The organism is Acinetobacter brisouii CIP 110357 (genome assembly GCF_000488275.1).
Classification (GTDB): domain Bacteria; phylum Pseudomonadota; class Gammaproteobacteria; order Pseudomonadales; family Moraxellaceae; genus Acinetobacter; species Acinetobacter brisouii.
The window spans coordinates 26,524-44,464 of record NZ_KI530763.1 but is presented as its reverse complement, the minus strand read 5'-3'; the positions used below and the strand labels follow the sequence as shown (position 1 = coordinate 44,464).

Annotated in this window: 18 protein-coding genes; all 18 read left to right on the top strand. The window is 45.7% G+C overall.

The window, feature by feature from the left end; genetic code table 11:
- The first annotated feature begins 9 nt into the window (after positions 1-9).
- The 18 genes from ispG (at position 10) to P255_RS10995 (ending at position 17,941) form a co-directional block, all read left to right on the top strand.
- Positions 10-1,125 carry a flavodoxin-dependent (E)-4-hydroxy-3-methylbut-2-enyl-diphosphate synthase gene (ispG, locus tag P255_RS11080; protein ID WP_004902243.1) on the top strand — a complete coding sequence of 372 codons (1,116 nt, stop codon included), beginning with the start codon at positions 10-12 and terminating at the stop codon, positions 1,123-1,125.
- Positions 1,122-2,414, top strand: a complete 1,293-nt coding sequence (gene hisS, locus P255_RS11075; protein ID WP_004902240.1) for a histidine--tRNA ligase — start codon at positions 1,122-1,124, stop codon at positions 2,412-2,414. The genes ispG and hisS overlap by 4 nt, the downstream gene beginning before the upstream one ends.
- Before the next feature lie 30 nt (positions 2,415-2,444).
- Positions 2,445-3,146 (top strand): YfgM family protein, encoded by a 702-nt coding sequence (locus tag P255_RS11070; protein WP_004749745.1) that lies wholly within the window; start codon positions 2,445-2,447, stop codon positions 3,144-3,146.
- Positions 3,147-4,298 (top strand): outer membrane protein assembly factor BamB, encoded by a 1,152-nt coding sequence (gene bamB / locus P255_RS11065; RefSeq protein ID WP_004902238.1) that lies wholly within the window; start codon positions 3,147-3,149, stop codon positions 4,296-4,298.
- Between the two features lie 3 nt (positions 4,299-4,301).
- Positions 4,302-5,711 (top strand): ribosome biogenesis GTPase Der, encoded by a 1,410-nt coding sequence (gene der, locus P255_RS11060; protein ID WP_004902236.1) that lies wholly within the window; start codon positions 4,302-4,304, stop codon positions 5,709-5,711.
- A gap of 195 nt (positions 5,712-5,906) precedes the next feature.
- Positions 5,907-6,542 carry a beta-ketoacyl synthase chain length factor gene (locus P255_RS11055; protein ID WP_004902232.1) on the top strand — a complete coding sequence of 212 codons (636 nt, stop codon included), beginning with the start codon at positions 5,907-5,909 and terminating at the stop codon, positions 6,540-6,542.
- The gene (locus P255_RS11050; protein ID WP_004902229.1) at positions 6,536-7,330 is read left to right on the top strand and encodes a lysophospholipid acyltransferase family protein; all 795 of its coding nucleotides are present in this window, start codon (positions 6,536-6,538) and stop codon (positions 7,328-7,330) included. The genes P255_RS11055 and P255_RS11050 overlap by 7 nt, the downstream gene beginning before the upstream one ends.
- Positions 7,327-7,584: a phosphopantetheine-binding protein gene (locus P255_RS11045; protein ID WP_004902223.1), complete on the top strand. Its 258-nt coding sequence runs from the start codon at positions 7,327-7,329 to the stop codon at positions 7,582-7,584. Before P255_RS11050 ends, P255_RS11045 begins: the two co-directional genes overlap by 4 nt.
- Before the next feature lie 9 nt (positions 7,585-7,593).
- On the top strand, positions 7,594-7,854 hold the full coding sequence (locus P255_RS11040; protein WP_004902222.1) for an acyl carrier protein: 261 nt from the start codon (positions 7,594-7,596) through the stop codon (positions 7,852-7,854).
- The gene (locus P255_RS11035; protein WP_004902221.1) at positions 7,839-8,381 is read left to right on the top strand and encodes a COG4648 family protein; all 543 of its coding nucleotides are present in this window, start codon (positions 7,839-7,841) and stop codon (positions 8,379-8,381) included. The genes P255_RS11040 and P255_RS11035 overlap by 16 nt, the downstream gene beginning before the upstream one ends.
- A 2-nt stretch (positions 8,382-8,383) precedes the next feature.
- Positions 8,384-10,051, top strand: a complete 1,668-nt coding sequence (locus tag P255_RS11030) for an ApeI family dehydratase (protein ID WP_004902219.1) — start codon at positions 8,384-8,386, stop codon at positions 10,049-10,051.
- Complete coding sequence (locus P255_RS11025; RefSeq protein WP_004902216.1) at positions 10,048-10,794, top strand: glycosyltransferase family 2 protein; 747 nt, start codon at positions 10,048-10,050, stop codon at positions 10,792-10,794. Before P255_RS11030 ends, P255_RS11025 begins: the two co-directional genes overlap by 4 nt.
- The gene (locus tag P255_RS11020) at positions 10,794-11,726 is read left to right on the top strand and encodes a lysophospholipid acyltransferase family protein (protein WP_004902215.1); all 933 of its coding nucleotides are present in this window, start codon (positions 10,794-10,796) and stop codon (positions 11,724-11,726) included. The genes P255_RS11025 and P255_RS11020 overlap by 1 nt, the downstream gene beginning before the upstream one ends.
- Entirely contained in the window at positions 11,723-13,279 is a 1,557-nt protein-coding gene (locus tag P255_RS11015; protein WP_004902213.1) for an HAL/PAL/TAL family ammonia-lyase, read from the top strand. The genes P255_RS11020 and P255_RS11015 overlap by 4 nt, the downstream gene beginning before the upstream one ends.
- The gene (locus P255_RS11010; protein WP_004902211.1) at positions 13,269-13,700 is read left to right on the top strand and encodes an acyl-CoA thioesterase; all 432 of its coding nucleotides are present in this window, start codon (positions 13,269-13,271) and stop codon (positions 13,698-13,700) included. Before P255_RS11015 ends, P255_RS11010 begins: the two co-directional genes overlap by 11 nt.
- The gene (locus tag P255_RS11005) at positions 13,697-14,329 is read left to right on the top strand and encodes a LolA family protein (RefSeq protein WP_004902208.1); all 633 of its coding nucleotides are present in this window, start codon (positions 13,697-13,699) and stop codon (positions 14,327-14,329) included. Before P255_RS11010 ends, P255_RS11005 begins: the two co-directional genes overlap by 4 nt.
- Positions 14,304-16,640 (top strand): MMPL family transporter, encoded by a 2,337-nt coding sequence (locus P255_RS11000; protein WP_004902203.1) that lies wholly within the window; start codon positions 14,304-14,306, stop codon positions 16,638-16,640. The genes P255_RS11005 and P255_RS11000 overlap by 26 nt, the downstream gene beginning before the upstream one ends.
- A complete protein-coding gene (locus tag P255_RS10995) occupies positions 16,637-17,941 on the top strand; it encodes an NAD(P)/FAD-dependent oxidoreductase (protein ID WP_004902202.1) in 1,305 nt (434 codons plus the stop codon). The genes P255_RS11000 and P255_RS10995 overlap by 4 nt, the downstream gene beginning before the upstream one ends.

Sequence of the window (17,941 nt, the reverse complement as noted above, 5' to 3'; positions counted from 1 at the left end):
GACCAAGTCATGATCGAAAATCCAATTAAACGCCGTCCAACACGCAAAATCCGTGTTGGTTCTGTGTATGTGGGTGGTGATGCACCAATTACGGTGCAAAGTATGACCAATACCGAAACCTGCGATGTCGATGCAACTGTGGCGCAAATTGAGCGCTGTGTACAAGCGGGTGCAGACATCATGCGTGTTTCAGTACCTTCAATGGAGGCTGCTGAAGCCTTTGGTGCTATCCGTAAACGGGTACATGTGCCTTTGGTTGCTGATATTCATTTTGACCATAAAATTGCACTTGCTGTTGCTGATTATGGTGCAGACTGCCTACGCATTAACCCAGGTAATATCGGTTCTGACCAAAAAGTGCGTGAAGTGGTGGCTGCGGCCAAACATCATGGCATTTCGATTCGGATTGGGGTCAATGCTGGCTCTTTAGAGAAAGATTTGCAGAAAAAATATGGCGAACCGACAGGACAGGCATTGCTTGAATCTGCACTTCGCCACATTGATATTTTAGATCGTTTGGACTTTCAAGAGTTTAAAGTCAGTGTAAAAGCATCAAATGTGTTTTTAACTTTGGATGCTTATCGTTTATTATCTCAACAAATTGATAATCCGTTACATTTGGGTGTGACCGAAGCGGGGATTTACCGCACGGGTACAGTCAAGTCTGCAATTGCTTTGGGTGGTCTGCTGCTCGAAGGTATTGGTGATACCATGCGTATTTCCTTGGCAGCTGAGCCTGAAGATGAAGTCAAAATTGGTTTTGATATTTTAAAATCACTCGGACTTCGTTCAAACGGAATCAATTTTATTGCGTGTCCAAGCTGTTCGCGTCAGGAATTTAATGTCATTAAAGTGATGCAGGCACTGGAGCAACGTCTAGAAGGTATTCGCACACCAATGGATGTTTCGGTGATTGGCTGTAAGGTCAATGGACCTGGTGAAGCCAAGGAAGCCGATATTGGTGTGGTTGGGGCAAGCCCTCGATCATTGGTCTATCGAAATGGTGAAAAAAGCCATCTTATAGATACCGATCAGTTGGTTGACGAAATTGAAACAATGGTTCGTCAACGTGTTCAAGAGCTTGAAGAAGCTAAAGCTAAAGAGATTATTCGTAGTTCATCATGAGTTCAATTGTCGCAATTAAAGGTTTTAATGACGTTCTTCCTTCGCAAACGCCTGCGTGGAGACGTCTGGAGCAGCATCTTGCATCATTAATGGATGCCTATGGCTATCAACAAATCCGTTTGCCGATGGTTGAACATACGGGTTTATTTAAACGTGCTATTGGTGATGCAACCGATATCGTTGAAAAAGAAATGTATACCTTTTTTGACAAAGGTAATCCACCAGAGTCACTCACCTTGCGTCCTGAAGGGACAGCAGGTTGTGTGCGTGCCATGCTCGAACATAATTTGTTGCGTGGTGCTACGCCGCGTGTGTGGTATATCGGCCCAATGTTCCGTTATGAGAAACCACAAAAGGGTCGTTACCGTCAGTTTCATCAGTTTGGTGTGGAAACCTTTGGGGTCGCAACGCCAGATATTGATGCTGAACTGATTCTAATGACGGCACGTTTGTGGCAGCGCATGGGCGTTTCCGACAAAGTTCAGCTTGAGCTGAATACTTTGGGCGAAATGGATGAGCGTAACGAATATCGTAATGCATTGGTTGAGTTTTTGACTGCACATAAAGACGAGTTGGATGAAGACTCTCAGCGCCGTTTAAGCACTAACCCACTGCGTATTTTGGATTCGAAAAACGAGCGTACCCAGCAAATTTTGGAAAATGCACCGAAACTGCATGACTTCCTAAAAGAAGACACCATGCAGCATTTCGCACAATTGCAGCAGTATTTAACTGATGCAGGTGTGAAGTTTGTGATTAACCAGAAACTGGTTCGTGGTTTAGATTATTACAACAAAACCGTATTTGAATGGACAACCACACATTTGGGTTCACAAGGCACAGTCTGTGCAGGTGGACGTTATGATGGCTTGGTGGGACAGCTCAAAGGTAAGGCAGACCAGTCTGTGCCTGCGGTTGGCTTTGCGATGGGCATGGAGCGTTTGTTGTTGTTGCTTGAACAGGTTGAGCAAACACAAATCACACGTGATTGCGAAGTGTTCTTGCTTGCCGATCCTGCTTGTCAGGGTAAAGCTTTGGTGTTGGCAGAACAATTACGCAATCAGCTTGAAACTGCAAATAGCTCAATTCGAGTGAAAACAGGCTCTCAAGGCAGTATGAAAAGCCAAATGAAAAAGGCAGATCAATCTGGAGCAGTTTTTGCCATGATTTTGGGTGAGCGTGAGTGGGAAAATCAGCAAGTCAGCCTCAAAACATTGGCAACGGCAGAGCAAGTCGAGCTAAAAATTGCGGACATCGTGCCATTTTTAATTGAAAAATTTGCTGAATAAGCTGCATAGGAAAGTCAGAAGGACAGTCACATGAGTGCACTAACACAAGAAGAGCAACTCGATAATCTAAAATCACTGAGCAAGAAATATGGTTCTGCCGCAGTCAGTGGTATTCTGGTTGCATTGATTGCATTTTTTGGCTGGAATTACTGGCAGAAAAAACAGCTACATAGTGCGCAAAATGAAACCGCACGTGTTCAGCAGCTTATGGATGAAGCACAGAGTTTAACAGGTGATCCAAGTGCGTATAACAAACTTGCGCCATCTGCTGATACAGTTCTGAAAAAGAATCTGGACTCTGTGCAGGCGATCCAAGCTGAATTGGTTATGTCTAAAGTGGCATTTGACCAAGGCAACTATACTGCGGCAGAACGTGAACTGAAAAAAGTACAAAATGCGAAGGTTGATGACGAAGGTTTACTTCAGTTGGTTAACCTGCATTTGGCCTATACACAAGCAGCGCAGAAAAAATATGATGATGCTTTAAAAACCTTGGATCTCATCAAGGTTCCAGCGTTTAAAGCATCAGCAGATGAAGCACGTGGTGATATTTACGTTGCAAAAAATGATGTTGCTCAAGCACGCAAAGCGTATCAAAGTGCATGGGATGCCATTGTTGCGCGTAAACAAGAACGACAAATTTTACAAATTAAACTCGAAAGTGTTGGCGTTTTAGTGAATGATCCTGATATCGAACGCCCAATTTTGAAAACACAAGTGGATGAGTCTTAAATGAATAAAAAATTTACCGTACCGTTTGCGCTAACACTTGCAGCTGTTGCTTTGGTGGGCTGCTCTAGCAATAAAACTAAAGTGGAAGAAATTAAACCCAACAAACTTCCAAAAATAGTGCAAGCGAAAACTTTAGTCCCTGTATTTTTCGAGCATGTAACCCAAACCAATAAAAATGATCCATTGCGTTTACAAATGGGGGCAGACAATGGCGTGATCTTTTTTGTTGATCCAAAAGGTTATGTCGAAGCCTACAAAGGCAAACAGCGCCTTTGGTCAACCAAACTCACCAAAAAACATGGCTTAAGTGCGGGTGTGGAAGTTGGTGAAGGCATTGTGGTTGCAGGCAATGAAAAAGGCGAGTTGTTTGCACTTGATGAAACTTCCGGGCAAATAAAATGGGCCGCTCAGCTTTCAGGTGCGGTGATTGCGCCATCGCATATTCAGGCAGGACGTGTGATTACTGTGAGTAATGATGGTAATGTCTACGCACACGATGTCAGCACAGGTCAGCAGCTTTGGACATACCGTTTGCCGAATGTCTCATTTAGCTTGCGTGGTCGTGCAGCACCTGTCATGCTCGACCCAAACAATGTACTGATCGCAACCTCAAATGCCTATGTTTATGTCATCGATGTCATCAGTGGTGTACCGCGCTTGCAACGTCGTGTTGCAGTTGCCGAAGGTCGCTCAGACGTACAGCGTTTAAATGACATTAGTGGCGACCCTGTAATGATGGGGCAGTACATGGTCACGACCAGTTACCAAGGGCAGGTTGCCGTGACAGATCTTGCACAGCAACAAGTGCTGTGGACTCAGGATGCTAGCAGCAACCAGCGTCCAGAAGTGATACAAAATAAAGTCTTTGTCAGCACGACCGATGGCAAAGTGATTGCTTATGATCTCATGAGCGGTCAAAAACTTTGGGAAAATACACAGCTTTTACACCGTAATCTTAGTAACCCAGTGATGTTGGGTTCTGACCTTGTGGTTGGGGATTATGAAGGTGCTTTGAGCTTATTAGATCCAAATACAGGTAATTTGATTGGTCGTTCCAATACCAAGGGACAAGTCACATCTTTACGTGTGATTGACAACCAACTTTATGTTTCAACTCAAAAAGGCGCGTTAAGCGTTTGGCAGAATCGTTAATTTATGAAACCCGTTATTGCGCTGATTGGGCGTCCGAATGTCGGAAAATCAACGTTATTTAACCAGATAACCAAAAGTCGTGACGCACTGGTTGCTGACTTTGCTGGTCTGACTCGTGACCGCAAATATGGTGATGCAGTTTATCAAAACAAGTCGTTCATTGTAGTCGATACAGGGGGTATTGGCGAAAGTGAACAGGGCATTGATGCCTATATGGCAGAACAGTCCAAAACAGCGATTCACGAAGCAGATATGATTATCTTCGTGGTGGATGCGCGTGCGGGATTATTGGCGTCTGATGAACAAATTGCACGTGAATTGCGTACTTTAGGCAAGAAAGTTTTCTTGGTTGCCAACAAGGTCGATGGCGTGCATGCTGAAGCTGCCGTGGCTGAATTTTTCAAACTGGGCTTTGGTGAACCACTGCATGTTGCAGCGAGTCATGGTCGCGGCGTCTCACAGATGCTCGAAGATGTGCTGGCTGATGTACCTGAAGATGAAAACCCAGAAGAACACGACAAAGCGACTGGTTTACGTTTAGCGATTATTGGTCGTCCAAATGTGGGTAAATCGACACTGGTCAACCGCTTGTTGGGTGAAGACCGTGTGGTGGCATTTGACCAACCAGGAACAACCCGAGATTCGGTGTATATTCCATTTGAACGTGATGGTCGCCAATATACTTTGATCGATACCGCGGGTGTACGTCGTAAAGGTAAAGTAGATGAAATGATTGAGAAATTCTCGGTCGTGAAAACTTTACAAGCCATGAAAGACGCACATGTTGTTGTGGTTGTTCTGGATGCACGCGAAGGCGTGGTTGAGCAAGATTTGCACTTGATCGGTTATGCGCTTGAAGCGGGTCGTGCCATGGTAATCGCCATTAACAAATGGGATAACATGTCCGAATACGATCGTAAACAATGTAAGTTGGATGTTGATCGTCGTTTTGACTTCATTCCTTGGGCGCGTATTCATCTTATTTCGGCTTTGCATGGTACTGGTGTTGGTGAGTTATACCCATCGATTCACCGTGCTTATGAATCTGCCAATCTTAAGGTTTCTCCTGCGAAATTGACCCAGATTTTGAATGACGCAACAGAAGCGCATCAACCGCCAATGATCAGTGGTCGTCGTATTAAAATGCGTTATGCGCATATGGGTGGGCAAAATCCACCAACGATCGTGATTCACGGTAACAAGGTTGATAAGACACCAGCAGATTATCGTCGTTACTTGGAAAACGTGTTCCGTAAAGTGTACAAGCTTGAAGGTACACCTGTTCGTATTGACTTTAAAACCTCTGAAAATCCGTTTGAAGGTCGTAAAACTCAGGTTGATGAGCGTGTTGCTGCGCGTCGCCGCCGTTACATTCAGAAATTCAAGAAAGCGGAAAAGAAATTTAAGCGTTAAGCCTGCGTATAAAAAGCTATCTTCGGATAGCTTTTTTTATTTAAAATATTGAGAGAAAATCGAGTTATTATACTTTTAGTATATCTTTTCTAGAAATTTATTGTTTTCATTTTTTTTTAAATGTTTTTTTGCTATTTTAGCGCCCTTGTTTATTTATAATAGATTCCATTTTTTGGTCAGCTCGGGGTGTAGAGTGTGAACTTACAACTACAAGTACAACAACTCTATAGCACAGATCATCATGCCGATTTGCAGGTATTGCAGGCGATTCCTGCCATGCAGCGCCGCCGTTTGTCTACTTTGGCTAAGCTGGCGTTCAATGGTGCCATACAAGCTTTGCAAACCTATGACATTGATTATATTGTTTGGGCATCACATTTTGGTGATGAACAAAAAACCTTAAATATTTTACAAGATGTATTACAAGGTCATACACCATCACCGACACAATTTTCCACGTCTGTGCATAATGCTATAGCAGGTTTATATTCTATTTTATATCAGGATGCTACGCCATCGACCAGCTTAAGCTGTTCATGGTCGGAAGCAGTGGTTGAAGCCTATGCATTTTTGAAAACGCATCCGACAGCACAGCGTGCATTGGTGGTGTATTACGATGCGCCTTTACCCGATGTGTATGAAGGGGTGAATCGCTTTGATGCTTTTTCAGTGGCAGCGGTACTCAGTCTGTCTGAGCCGAATGTGCAGTTTGATCCAGTGTTGAAAATAGAAACCAGTCATCAACCTCCTGAGCAGGATGCACAGGAGTTTTTACAGTTTTGGCAAATGGGTACTCCACAGTCAGCATCAGGGAAGTGGCAACGATGTTAAAAGGCAAGTCCAAACAGCAACTTAACTATCTATGGCGGATGGCGGCGACAGGCTTGGGTTTTGCCAGTTTTGGGGTGGGCGGTGTTGCCATTGGAACCGTGATTGCACCTGCGGTAAGACTTTACACGTCTGATCCAAAACGCCGTGTTGAGTTAACCCAGCAGGTGATTCGGCATGGTTTTCATGGTTTTATCGAAAGCATGACCAAACTTGGTGTCATGACTTACAGTGTTGAAGGTTTGGATAAGCTGCAAAATAGTCAGAGAGAACTGGTAATTGCCAATCATCCGACATTAATTGACGTGATGTTATTGATCGGGTTAATGCCTAAAGCGAATTGTGTGGTGAAACAGGCGTTGTGGCAAAATCCATTTACCCGAGGCCCTGTGCAAAACGCAGCATATATTTTAAATGCAGGTTCTGAGCAGTTTATTCAGGACTGTGTGCAGCGCTTGCAACAAGCAGATGCGGCATCGCTAATTATTTTTCCTGAAGGAACACGCACTGAAAAGAATCAATCACTCAATGATTTTCAGCGTGGCGCCGCCAATATTGCCTTACGGGCACAAGTGCCGATTCGTCCTGTGGTGATTCGCTGTAGCCCATCGACCTTGACCAAAAATGAGAAGTGGTATCACATTCCGAGTGAGCCTTTTCATATTCAAATCAATGTGCTTGATCCAATTCGGGTCGACGACATTTTAACAGATACGACAGTCACGCCTAAAAATGTGCGTGCTTTAAACCAGTATTTACACCAGTTATTCAATCAAGAGTTATGTACATGAGCAATCTTGCTGACGAGCTAAAACAGATGATTATCGATGTTTTGGCACTCGAGGATATTTCAATTGACGATATTGATGATGAAGCCCCTTTGTTTAACGAAGGTTTAGGGCTGGATTCAATTGATGCCTTAGAGTTAGGTTTGGCGCTGAAAAAACGCTATAACATTCATTTAAATGCTGAGTCAGAGGACACCAAGCAGCATTTCCGTTCAATTCAAAGTTTAGTGAAGTTGGTTGAAAGTCAGGCAGCTTAAGGGGGAAAAATGTTAACTCAAGAGCATATTTTGGCTCAGTTACGTGAGTGGATGGAAGATCTGTTTGAGATTGAGCCTGAAAAAATTCAAATGAACTCGAATCTATATTCGGATCTCGATGTTGATAGCATTGATGCTGTTGATTTGATTGTCAAAATCAAGCAATTGACAGGCAAGCAGGTTAAACCTGAAGACTTTAAAAATGTACGTACCATCGAAGATGTGGTGTTAGTCATTCAAAACATGTCAAAAGAATGCCCAAGCTGTTAAAGGTCGCGACTGCCATCGTGTTGGTGGCATATCCGTTTTTGGTGGGCTGGAGTTTGTCACATGGCAAGCTTTGGGAAATTAGCCTGTTGCTGCTTGTGGTCGGGGTTATTCGTTATTTTAGTGCCCGACAAAGCCCACTGTTACCTCTGACTTATCTGGCGATGCTGTGTGGTGGCTTGAGTTTGCTACTGCGCAATCAGGCATGGCTCAAGCTGTATCCTGTTGCCATGAGTCTGGCGACACTGTGTATTTTTGCATTGACGCTTTGGCGACCTCCTTCCATGATTGAACGCTTTGCCCGCGTTTTTGAACCTGATTTACCTGAGTCGGGTGTACGTTGGACACGTCAGGTTACTAAAGTCTGGTGTGGTTTTTTCCTGATCAATGCACTGATTGCGCTATGGACGGTATATTTTGCCCCGATGCAGGTTTGGGTGCTGTATAACGGTTTAATTTCTTATTTGCTCATGGGTATTTTGCTCACTGCTGAGTTTATTTTGCGTAAGCGCCAACAACGACTACATTAACCATGAATCTTTGTCATTTTAATAATTATCTAACCGCAGATGCTACGCTGTGTTTCGATGCACAATTACGCACGTTGAATTTTGCTGAATTTTGGCAGGACGTTGCCAGTCAGTCACAGGCGATTCAGCAATTGCCTGAATCGAGTTTTGCCTTGTGGCAACACGACAGTTACGAGTTTCTGGTGCTGTTTTTTGCAGTGTTGTTGGCGCATAAACGGTTAATTTTACCGCCCAATCAGGTGCAGCAGTTACAACAGCAGTTGGCAGAGCAGGGCATTGGTTTTATTCAACGCCAGCGGGTTTTAACGCTTGAGCCGATTCAGTCTTTGTCTGATTCATTGCTGACTGACAGTGAAATTGTATTTTTTACCTCAGGCTCTACAGGCACGCCCAAGCAGATTTTACGTTCCTTACAGCAGTTACTGTGTGAAGTTCAGGGGCTGGCACAAAGTTTTAGCTTACCTGAAGCTACTGTCGCGATTGCCACAGTAAGCCATCAACATATTTACGGTTTGCTGTTCAAGGTCTTGTTGCCGCTTGCTACTGGACGCAGTTTCTACCGCGAGCAGTTGATTTACCCCGAATATGTTGTTCAATTGCAACAGCGTTTTGCTGAAATCAATCTGCCGAACTACGTCATTTCAAGCCCTGCATTACTGAAACGCTGGCCGAGTGATGTGCTGCTTGAACATTGTGCAGCACTCTATTCTTCGGGTGGGAAACTTGAAGATGGCGTGCGTGCAAGTATCAATGTACCGATCATTGAAATTTTTGGCAGCTCTGAGACAGGAGGCATTGCCCACCGTGCAGCCGATCATGCTGTGTGGCAGCCTTTCGCCGATGTCGAAGTCCGTAGTGACGAGCAACAGCAGTTGTGGATGCGTAGTCCACATGCCTGTGACATAGACTGGGTGGCAACAGGTGATCGTATTGAACTGCTTGAACCAAACAATCTACAGAGTGCCTTTCATTTGTTAGGGCGTATGGATCGTATTGTAAAACTTGAAGAAAAACGCCTGAGTCTCGATGAAATCGAAAGTAAAATTCTTCAGTTAGAGGCAATCAATCAGTGTCACGTCTTGCTGATCGAGCGTGAGCAGCGTCAACTTTTGGTCTGTGTGGCTGTGCTAAATGATACTGCCCGACAAACACTGCAACAGCAGAACAAACATCAGTTTGTCACCCAGCTCAAGCAACAGTTACAGCCGTTGCTAGAGCGGATTGCCATTCCTCGCCAGTGGCGTTTTTTGAGTCAGTTACCTGTCAATAGTCAGTCCAAGCTGAATAAATCCGACCTGATCAAGCTGTTTCAAGAGGGCAGCCAGCCTGTGATTTTGTCACGACAGCAACAGGATGAGCAGCACATTTTCCAGTTAGAGTTCCCACCTGAACTGGCCTGTTTCAAAGGACATTTCCCCAATTTTCCGATTTATCCTGGGGTTGGTCAGATTGCATTTTTACAACATTTTTCACGCGAACTTTGGGCAGACTTACGTTGGTGTCAGGGCTTTGAGCAACTGAAGTTTCAAGACCTGATTCGCCCTTATCATGTGTTGCAGCTCAGTCTGAGCCGTAAGCAGCATAAAGTCAGTTTTGAGTTAAAGTTTGCAGACAAAAATATTGCTTCAGGGCGGTTGCTGTTTGCAGTTGAGGAGAATGCAACGTCATGAGTTATCGTGCTGCCCTGATGATTCCTGTGTATAACCATCCGCATTATCTTGCTGCTTTGGTTGAGTATCTGAGCCAGTTTGCCTTGCCGATCGTGCTGGTGAATGATGGCAGTAATGCTGAAACCTCGCAGATTTTACGCGACTTGGCTGCACAATATCGTGATGTCGTGCTGGTTGAGCATGCGCAAAATATGGGGAAAGGGCAGGCAGTGATGACAGGATTACGTCGTGCAGCCGAACTGGGCTGTAGCCATGCCTTGCAGCTTGATGCCGATGGTCAGCACCACTGGCAGGATGTTGCCAAGTTTCTGGCAGTATCGGAGCAGCATCCTGAAGCGATGGTGATTGGTCAGCCGATTTTTGATGAAAGTGTCCCGAAAAAGCGCTTGTATGGACGTTATGCCTCGCATATCTGGGTGTGGATTAACAGTCTATCCTTAGAAATCCATGACAGTATGTGCGGTTTTCGCGTGTACCCACTGGCAGCTACACTGGCGATTATGGATCAGGTCGAGTTGCCTGCGCGCATGGGCTTTGACAGTGAAATTCTGGTACGTCTGAGCTGGGTGGGCGTGCATTTTGAAAATGTGGCAACACCTGTAATTTATCCTGAACAGGGTATTTCACATTTTCGGTTATGGGAAGATAACTGGGAACTGACCAAAATGCATTCACGTCTGTTTGCAGGCATGTTGTGCCGCTTACCACGCTTATTGCCACAGCGCCTGAAAGGTCGGGATTGATGTCTGATCCGCGCCCACCTGCATGGAATGAAATCAAGGAAAAAGGTGGTGTACTGCCTTTGCTGCTGGTGCTTTGGCTATATCGCCTGTTTGGGCGCTGCCTAATTCAGGCGCTGCTGTATGTGGTGGTGATGTGGTACTGGCTACTGTCGCCAAGTGCGCGTCAGGCTTCACTGGATTATTTGCAAAGGTTGCATCGTTTTGCGGGGCAGCAATCACCATTTCAGCAGATGCCGACATGGCAGCATAGCTATCGACATTTTATTGTCTTTGCAGAAGCCATTGTCGACAAAATGCAGGGCTGGCTCGGAGAAATTTCCGAGCAGCGTCTACAAATTCATGGTCATGAACATTTGCGTCGTCACTATGGGCAGGGATTGATTATTCTAGTATCACACTTTGGCAATATCGAATTGTTACGTGCGATCAAGTCTGAACATCAACAGAAAATCAATGTCTTGGTCTATCAGAAGCATGCTGACAAGTTTAACGCCTTCCTTCGAAAAATCAGTTCTAAGTCCAATGTCTCGCTGATTTCGGTGGATGAACTGGGCATGGAAACTACCATGATTTTGCAGGACAAACTCGATGCAGGTGAGTGGGTGATGATTGCTGCTGACCGTGTGCCGATTCATTCGCAGCGTATACAGATGTTGAGTTTTTTAGGGCAAGAGGCACCGTGGTCACAAGGCGCATGGATTTTAGCCAACTTGCTCAAAGTGCCTGTGATTGCCAGTTTTTGTTACCGCGTACAGCATAATTTTGAAGTGCATTTCCATCCGATTGCCGAATGCATCGACTTGCCGCGTAAAGCACGTTTGCCTGAGATGGCGATCGTGACACGCAAGTATGTGGATTTGCTGGAGTGGCATTGCATACGTGCGCCGTATCAATGGTTTAATTTTTATCAGTTTTGGAATATTAAAAAATGACAACGCTTATTGTTGGTGAACAACCATTAAGCATCAAACAGGTGGTGCAGGTTGCACAACAGCAGATGCCTGTGGCACTGCCAAGCTCAAAAGAATGGCGTGAATTGATTCAACGTGGCGCAGATTTTCTCGATCAACTGCTCGATGAAGATGGTGTGATTTATGGTGTGACCACAGGTTATGGCGATTCCTGTCTGGTCGAAATTCCAAAACATCAGGTGAATGAGTTACCACTCCAGCTTTCGCGTTTTCATGGCTGTGGCATGGGTGAGAATCTCGACTTGGTGACGTCACGTGCGGTGTTGCTGGTTCGTTTATGTTCCTTGGCACGGGGGTATTCGGGCGTGTCACTGGCACTGCTTGAGCGCTTGGTATGGATGCTGAATGAAAATATTGTGCCTGTGATTCCATCGGAAGGTTCTGTCGGTGCAAGTGGCGATTTAACCCCGTTGTCGTATATCGCAGGGGCACTGGTTGGTGAGCGTGATGTGTACTGGCAAGGGCAGATTGTTCCGATGCAGCAGGTTTATCAGCATTATCAGATGGAGCCACTTTGCCTACGCCCGAAAGAAGGTTTGGCATTGATGAATGGCACAGCAGTGATGACAGCAATTGCCTGTTTGAATTATAAAAAAGCTGAGCAAACGGCTTATGCGGCAACTTTGATTACTGCGCTGAATGTCTTGGCACTCGAAGGTAATCCGAGTCATTTTGATGAAGTGCTTTTTGCCCAGAAACCGCATGTCGGGCAACAAAAAATTGCCTGCATTTTACGTCAGGTACTGAATTCAGAAGTACAAACCGAGCGTCAAAGCCCACGTTTGCAAGACCGCTATTCGCTGCGCTGTGCGCCGCATGTGATCGGGGTATTTGAAGATTCCAAAGTCTGGCTGCGTCAGTTTATTGAAAATGAGCTGAATTCGAGTAATGACAATCCGCTGATTGATCCTGTGAATTTACGCGTGCTACATGGCGGACATTTTTATGGCGGGCACATTGCCCAAGCCATGGATAGCCTGAAACTAATGGTCGCGAATTTTGCCGATTTGTTGGATCGCCAGATGGCGCAGTTGGTGGATCATAAAATGAATCATGGCTTGCCACGCAATTTGACAGGTGCAGAAGCCGAGCGTTTACCGCTGAATCATGGTTTTAAGGCGGTACAAATCGGGGTGTCGGCTTGGACAGCCGAAGCCTTGAAGCAAACTTTAGCAGCCTCTATTTTCTCACGCTCAACCGAATGCCATAACCAAGACAAAGTTAGCATGGGCACCATTGCCGCGCGTGATGCAACCCGTGTGCTGGTGCTGACTGAACAAGTGGTGGCGGCACTGTGCTGTGCCAGTGTGCAGGCGATTCATTTGCGTGGACTGACCGAGCAACTCAGTCCTGTATTGCAGCAATTTGTTGCGTGGACGTTGCAGAGCTTTACTCTTGTAAAAGAAGACCGACCATTACAGTACGATTTGCAACAGATTGTTGATCGTTTTGAGCAGTTACAGTTGTTGAATAGTGCATGGTTCAACCAAGTGGAGAATGCAGATGTACGCTGAGGTGACCCTTGATGTCCCGTTTCATGATGTGGACAGTATGAATGTGGTGTGGCATGGACATTATTTAAAATATTTTGAAATTGCCCGTTGTCACTTGCTGGATCAGTTCGGCTACAACTATCTGCAAATGCAGGAATCGGGTTATTTGTGGCCCGTGATTGAAAGTCACGTGCGCTATGTCTATGGCATTCAGTTTCAGCAGAAAATTCGGGTACGTGCCATTTTAAAAGAATGGGAAAATCGCCTGAAAATTGATTATCTGGTGTTTGATGCCGAAACAGGCAAGCGTCTGACCAAAGGCTACACCACGCAGGTAGCCGTCAATGCCAAAACCCGTGAACTGTGCTTACAATCTCCACAAGTGTTGTTTGATCGCTTAGAAGCATGGTCAGGCTTTCAGCCGACAGGAGCAACAAAATGAAATTCAACACCCGTGCAATGTTCTGTGCTGGCGTATTCGCGGCTGCCAGCAGTCAAACTGTTATTGCCGCACCGATCAATGAAGTGCGTGACATTTTTCAGCAAGTGTCTGCAACGCCTGTGGTACATGCGCATTTTGAGCAGCAAAAGAAACTGACCTCATTGAACAAAACCTATGTCTCGAAAGGCAACGTAGTGTTTAGCAAACAGCAGGGTGTCCTCTGGCAAATGCAAACTCCTGTACAGGCTGATCTGGTGGTAACGCCGCAAAAGCTGGTACAGAAAACCCAGCGTACCATGAGTCAGATCAATGTGCAGCAGTCACCGTATGGTTCGGTGGCGACCCTGTTTTTACAATTGATGGCAGGCGATGAAAAAGGCCTAGCCAGCAATTTTAATATTGTCAGTGCCACACATAACAATCAGGCTTGGGCAGTAACCTTAACCCCGAAAAGCAGCCTGTTTAAAAAATTGTTTAATCAGGTCAATGTACAAGGTGGACGTTATGTGAATCAGATCGTGATTCAGGAAAAAGACCGCAACATCACTCAAATTCGCTTTAGTCAGCAAACCAGCCAACCTCAAAATCTAACAGCCCAAGAACATGCGTTATTCCAATTGGCAAAATAAAGCTACTGCCATTTGGCTGACCATTTTACTGTGCTGTGCCGTCAGCATGGGTTGGCTATGGCTGAAAAAAGACATTCATATTCAGACCAATATTTTTGCGTTGTTGCCCAAGTTTAGTCAGCAGGAAGGTTTGGCAGACACCCAGCAATATATGAATCAACAGCTCAACAACAAGCTGTTTGTGGTGCTGGATGCTAAAAATAGTCAGGTACTGAATCAGGCGACGCAGCACTTGCAGCAGCAAGTGGCACAGAGTGACCTGATTCAGCCACTACGTCCGCAATTTGACAGTGAGCAGTTTGGTAAGGTGCTGTTTCAGCATCGGGCAGGGCTGTTGACCTCGCAAGATCGGCAGTTGCTTCAGCAAAAAGACTATGCGGCATTGTCCGAGCAAAGTTTATTGCAACTGATGAGCCCAGGAATGCCTGTGACTGCACAGTTGTTGCAGCATGATCCATTGTTATTGTTTCCGCGTTATGCGATGGGACTGGCACAGCACAATACTCAAAACATTCAGCTTGAACAGGGCTTTGCTACCTTGCACGATAGCAACAAGGTATCACGCCTGTTGGTTCTGGAACTGAAAGACAGCCCTTATAAGATTGATTATCAGGAAAAAGTTGCAAAGTGGATTGAGCAGGTTAAACCACAGCTACAGGCACAGCAGGTCTCCAGTCACTGGACAGGCACCCTGATTTTTGCCAGTTTCGGAACGCAGTCCGCACAGCAGGAAATTTCAACCATCGGGCTAGGCTCAAGTCTGGGTCTGATTTTCTTGGTGTGGTTTGGTTTCCGCTCACTACGCCCGATGTTGACTGAATTTATTACTGTGAGTAGTGGCAGTTTGGTGGCATTGGCGGTGACTCACACATGGTTTGGTGAAATTCACCTGATCACGTTGGTGTTTGGTGCGAGTCTGATCGGGGTTTGTGTCGATTTCTCGTTTTACTTTATGGCATTGCAGTCACAACATCGTCAGTTCAAGGGCTTTCAGATTTTGATGCCATTGTTGCCGAGCCTGTTTATGGGGCTGATGACCACCGTGGCAGCCTATCTGGTACTGAGCTTTACCCCATTTCCAGGGTTTCGTCAGATTGCGGTATTCTCTGTGGTGGGATTGGTCTCGGCATGGATCACTAGTATTTTGCTGTTACCGCGCTTGCCACCACTGAATGCTGAACCTGCGATTCGGCGCTTGCACTGGATTGGTCAGGCACGTGAATATTTTCAGGCGAAGACGACTTTACGTTATGTCAGTGTGGTTGCCATTTTGCTTGTGGCTGGTTTGAGTTTGCTACGTTTGCAAAGTAATGATGATATTCGCAATCTGCAAAGTATGAATGCGCAGCTCAAGCAGGAAGACCAGTACATTCGCCAGCGTTTTTCACAGCAGCAGGCAAGTGATTACTTTGTGATTCATGCACAATCGACAACGCAGCTGGAACAACGAGAACAACAGCTGATTCAGCAATTACAACAGTTACAGGCTCAGGGCAAACTGCAAGGTTTTCAGGCACTGGGTCAATGGTTACCATCGCAAACTGAGCAGCAGAAAAATAAACAATTATTGATGCAGATTCCTGCGTCAGCACTGACCACTTATGCAAAAGCGCTGGATTTACCTGTGGCAGAAATTCTGGCATGGCAAAAACAATTGCCGCAGCAGCCACTGCTGACCATTCAGGATTTTCGTCAGCATCCACTGTATTTCTTGCAGCCGAATGCCAAACAACGTTTGGTGTTGTTGCAAGGCATTCATGATGTAAACGCGTTAAAGCAACTGCAAACGACTGATGTGCAGTTACAGCAACCGATTACGACTTTATCCAATATGTTCCGTGATTATCGTGTACAGGCACAGTGGTTGTTGCTATTTGCCATGATTGGCCTGACGGTTGGTTTGGGTATGATTTACGGGCGGCATTCGATGTTGCCACTCATGTTGCCTGTGATCATGGCATTGCTAAGTACCTTTGCGGTTCAGGCATGGCTGGGTGTAGAAATTAATGTGTTTAGCATTATGGGCACGTTCCTGATTATCGGTATTGGGGTGGACTACGCGATTTTCTATCGGCATGGACATGATCACCCGAAAGTGGTCAGCATGGCATTATTTCTGTGTATGTTGTCGACCTTGCTCGGTTTCGGTCTGCTGTCGTTTAGTCATACTTACGCCATTCACTGCTTTGGTCTGACCGTCCTGCTCGGGGTGATTTTCTCTTTTCTTTACGCGACATTATTTACCATGGCTGATCCCAAGTACCAGATGATTCGCACATTAAAAACACAAACGGAGTCAGATATAAAATGACCGAATTACAATTACAGCACACCGATGTTTTGATTATTGGGGCAGGCCCATCGGGCAGTTCAGCAGCAGCTTTGCTACGCAAGAAAGGCTATGATGTCGTGATTTTGGAACGTCAGCATTTTCCACGTTTCTCGATTGGTGAATCGTTATTGCCACAATGTATGGTGTTTTTAGAAGAAGCGGGCTTGCTCGACACGGTACGTGAGCATGTCGATGAATTTGCCTTCCAGTATAAAAATGGCGCGAGTTTTTTGCGCGGCAAACAGCGCAGTTTTTATGATTTTCGTGAGAAGTTTAGCGCAGGGCCAGGCACGACGTGGCAGGTACGCCGTGCGCCATTTGACCAGCTTCTGGCGAATCAGGCACAGACCTATGGCACAGACATTCGCTATGGGCATGAAGTAATCGCGGTCGATGTTGAGGCTGAGCAGCCTGTACTCACCGTGCGCGATGAAGCTGAAAATGTCTATCAGATTCAGGGCAAGTTTTTGCTAGATGCCAGTGGTTTTGGGCGCATCTTGCCAAAATTTCTAGACTTGGAAAGCCCATCTGATTTCCCAGTGCGCCGTGCCGTGTTTACCCATATTGAAGATGGTATTTTGGATGACCCTGAATTTGATCGGGAAAAAATCCTGATTACCGTGCATGAGAAAGATCACCGTGCATGGTACTGGCTGATTCCATTTGCCGATGGTCGCTCTTCATTTGGGGTAGTGGCAGAGCAAAGTTTCTTTGATCATTATGGTTATACAGGTACAGATACGCCTGAAGCTTTAGAATCTTTGTTTAAAATGATTTTACAGGATGATCCTGCGCTATCGCATCTGCTGCGCCGTGCCCAGTTTGATACCCCTGTGCGGACACTGGTGGGGTATTCAGCCAATGTCAAACATTTGGCGCAGAAAAATTACGCCTTGCTCGGCAATGCGGGTGAGTTTTTAGATCCTGTGTTTTCATCGGGCGTAACCATCGCGTTGAAGTCATCCAGTTTAGCTGTGCCATTGGTGGAACGGGCGTTACAAGGGCAAGCGGTGGACTGGTTAGCAGAGTATGAACAACCCTTGCGTCGAGGCATTCAGGTGTTCCGTGCCTATGTAGAGTCATGGTATAGCGGCGAATTTCAGGAGGTGGTTTTTAGCTCGGATCAGCATGTTAAACTGCGTGAAATGGTGTCATCACTTTTGGCAGGTTATGCGTGGGATATGAGTAACCCGATCCATAAAAATGCTAAACGTCGTCTCAGTATGATTGCCGAATATTGCCGTGAAGGTTTGCCTCAGGAACAACTTTTAGGAGGCTAA